The 3066-nt window shown below is 64.2% G+C and carries 3 protein-coding genes; 1 reads left to right on the forward strand and 2 read right to left on the reverse strand.

Annotated elements, in window-relative coordinates; all coding sequences use genetic code 11:
• Positions 1 to 42: 42 nt before the first annotated feature.
• Complete coding sequence (locus tag LXM94_RS21460; RefSeq protein WP_235773521.1) at positions 43 to 597, reverse strand: GSU2403 family nucleotidyltransferase fold protein; 555 nt, start codon at positions 595 to 597, stop codon at positions 43 to 45.
• A gap of 83 nt (positions 598 to 680) precedes the next feature.
• Positions 681 to 1877, reverse strand: coding sequence for a LysR family transcriptional regulator (locus LXM94_RS21465; RefSeq protein WP_235773522.1), 1197 nt, complete (start codon positions 1875 to 1877; stop codon positions 681 to 683).
• A 109-nt stretch (positions 1878 to 1986) separates the two neighbouring features.
• Between LXM94_RS21465 and LXM94_RS21470 the strand changes: the two genes are divergently transcribed.
• The coding region (locus LXM94_RS21470) for an aromatic amino acid lyase (protein ID WP_235773523.1) at positions 1987 to 3066 on the forward strand (1080 nt) is incomplete at its 3' end.

Consider the following 3066-nt stretch of genomic DNA (forward strand, 5'->3'; position numbering starts at 1 on the left):
CAGCTGGCCCAGCAGCGATCTCGATGCACTCATGCCGTGGAATTACGCAGCCTGAGCGGCCTCAGCTTGCCGCTTACTGAGAACAGGTGGGATGCTATCTTCTACCGCCGCCGATACAGAGTGGAATTGCGCAAAATCGGCATCTCCGGTTTGCAGGCTGGCTTCATCGAAGCGTACGCCAAGCAATCCCGGATAAGCCTGAAAGGCGGTCGTGCCGACAAGAACGGCTCGTAGCCGAAAAAGGCCGGCATTTGCTAGCGCTTCCACGACGTCCCCCGCAATAGGGTTCGGTTGGGGCAAATAGGCTTCGCGAACGAGGGTGGATACCAGTTTGTGCCGAGCCTTGATATCAGCTTTTAGGCCCTTGAAATGCTCTACTCTGTCGGAGATCTCTGTGTCATCAACTGGACCAACGTAAGCCCTCTTCTTCCCGCCGAATCCGTCAGGCATGTCGAAATACCAATAGGTCCTATCCTTCACGGTTACTGGAACAAAGCGTCCTTCCGGCGAAAAATCACTCAGGAAGGCGCCATCGAAGCAGCGTTGCGTCAACTCCGAAAACAGGGTCTGATAAACGATATCAATTGGTTTTATCATGCCTGATACTATACCATTTCCGCGAAAAAGGTATGATCGAACAAAGTTCGATCATACCTTTTTCGCGGAAATGGTATAGTAAGTTACGGAGATGTCAAGAACCTTAATGGCTGCTTGGCAAGGGCTATGGCGAGAACCTGCCTCGCCGCCTGACGCGACAGTGCGTTTTTCGGCCAGACGAGGCTGAGCGATTGCTGGTAGCTCTCGCCGATCGAAATGAGGCTCGGCGGCCTGTCGATCCGGGAGACCGACTGTTCCGGCAGGATGGACAGGTAGCCGTGATGCAGCACGAGATTGATGATGACCGGAATGGAGTCGACCTCCACCAGACGGAGCCGTGCGCGTTCGGCCGGCGATAGCGTATCGTTGAGGAAGCGGTCCGCCATCTGGCGCAGGCCGCTGCGCGGGCTTGGCACGGCGACCGGGTGGCGGAGCAGCATGTCGGGCATGGCGAGGCCGTCGACCACATGGCCGCGCGGTGCTGCCAGCGCAAGGCGGGAACGGGCGATCAGGGCGCCCTCGAATTCCGCCGGAAAGCGTTCGATATCCAGCAGCACGAGGTCGAAGCGGCGGCTTTTCAGGCCGGCCAGCAGTTCGTCCGCCGTCGTCGAGGAGATGAAGAGCGGCTGGCGCGGGCGGATCGCCTGCCAGCCGATGGCAAGGCGCGCCAGCATCGCGGCGATGTCGCTCTCATGGCCGAAGGGGATCACGGAGCCGAGCCGCCAGGTGGCCGCACTCTTGCGGAAACGCTCGGCGGCGGCATGCGACAGCCGGTCCCAGATCTCGCCGATCTCCTCGGCGAGCCGAAGCGCCTCGACGCCCGCCGCCGTGCCGTGGATGCCCTGCGGCGAGCGCGTGAAGAGGATGCATCCGAGGTCGGCCTCCAGCCTGCCGATCTGGCGCGCCAGTTGCGGCTGGCCGATGCCGGCTGCGCGTGCGGCGCTGCGCACGCTGCCCATGCGCGCGGTCGTCACGAAGCGCGCGAGCGTGTGCAGGGATATGGACAGCGAATAGATCGACCTGTCCTGCGCCCCTGATAATCCGGCGAGAGCCCCGGCGGTCTCGGCGAAGCGGGCGAAATGCGTCAGACGTGTTTCCGCCTCCAGCGTCGGGATCAGGTTCTGCCCGTCGCGCCGCACCAGCGGGACCGAAATCTCCGCCTCGAAACGTTGCAGGGCCGCGCTGATGGTCGAGGGCGGCCGCCCGGTGACGCGGGCAGCGCCGCGGATGCTGCGCTCCTGCAATATGGTATGCACGAGGCAGACGGTTGCGAGGTCCAAGATCGTCTCCTGCCTTCTGTCCGGAAAATGGAATAACCCGTATTGTTTATGGGATATACCGCAATCGCGCCGGCGGCGTAACATTCGAATCCGAAAGGACTCCTCCCACATGCTCGCTTCCGCAGACAGCTATTATCTCACCGGCCAGCCGCTGAGCTTCGAGGTGCTCGAAGCGGTCGGCACGGCGTCCGTGCGGATGGTCGCCTGCGAGATGGGCATGGGCCGGGTGGCGGAATCGCGCAAGGTGATCGCCGACCGCTTGATCGCGGGCCTGCCGGTCTACGGCTCCAATACCGGCGTCGGTTCGATGAAGGACAGGCTCTGGACGGTCGACGACCTCATGGAGTTCAACGCCAACCTGGTCAGGGCACATCATTTCGGTACCGGCGAACCCTTCTCGTTGCCGATCGTGCGCAAGGGCATCGCGATCCGGGTGAACACGGCGCTCGGCGGTTTCTCCGGATGCAGCCCGGACCTTGTCGCGGCCTTCCTTTCGCTTCTCGAAAAGGACGTGGTGCCGGTGGTGCGCCGGCATGGCTCCATGGGTTGCGCCGATATCGGCCTGATGGGGCAGGTGGCCTCCGCACTCACCGGCGAGGGCGAGGCCTGGTATCGCGGCGAGCGGCTGCCCGCCGCCGCGGCGCTGGAGCGGGCCGGGCTGAAGCCCTTCCGCATGCAGCCGCGCGACGCACTGGCGGCGCTCAGCGTCAACGCCATCGCCCATGCCGCCGCGGCCGATGTCGCCCGCGAGGCGGCAAAGGCGATCCGCAACCTTATGGTCACCGGCATGATGTCGTCGCTGGCGCTCGGCGCGTCGGCCGATCCGTGGCGGGTGGCGGCACGGCTGTCCGGCCATGGCGAGGCGCTCGCCGGCAAATGGTTCGAGGCGCAGGCCTCCTCCGGCAGCTGGCCGAAGCCCTCGGCAATCCACGATCCGCTCAGCCTGCGCATGACGGCGCAGGTCTTCGGCGCCTGCCTCGATACGCTGATGAACGCTGCCGAGCGTATCGTCGAGGCGACGGCGCAGACCGACGACAATCCGGTCGTGCTCGATCATGCGGTGATGGCTTCGGGCGGCTCGCTGCCGCTGTCGACGGCGCTCTATGTCGAGGCGGCGCAGACCGGCTTTGCCCATCTCGCCCGCAACGTGCTGAACCGCTGCGTGCTGCTCTCCAACGGCGTTCGCCGC

The organism is Rhizobium alarense (assembly GCF_021555155.1).
GTDB lineage: Bacteria > Pseudomonadota > Alphaproteobacteria > Rhizobiales > Rhizobiaceae > Rhizobium_D > Rhizobium_D alarense.

What these genes read in the sequence shown, in the direction of transcription:
- LXM94_RS21460 (WP_235773521.1), bottom strand. Translation starts at nt 597, where the DNA reads ATGATAAAACCAATTGATATCGTTTATCAGACCCTGTTTTCGGAGTTG.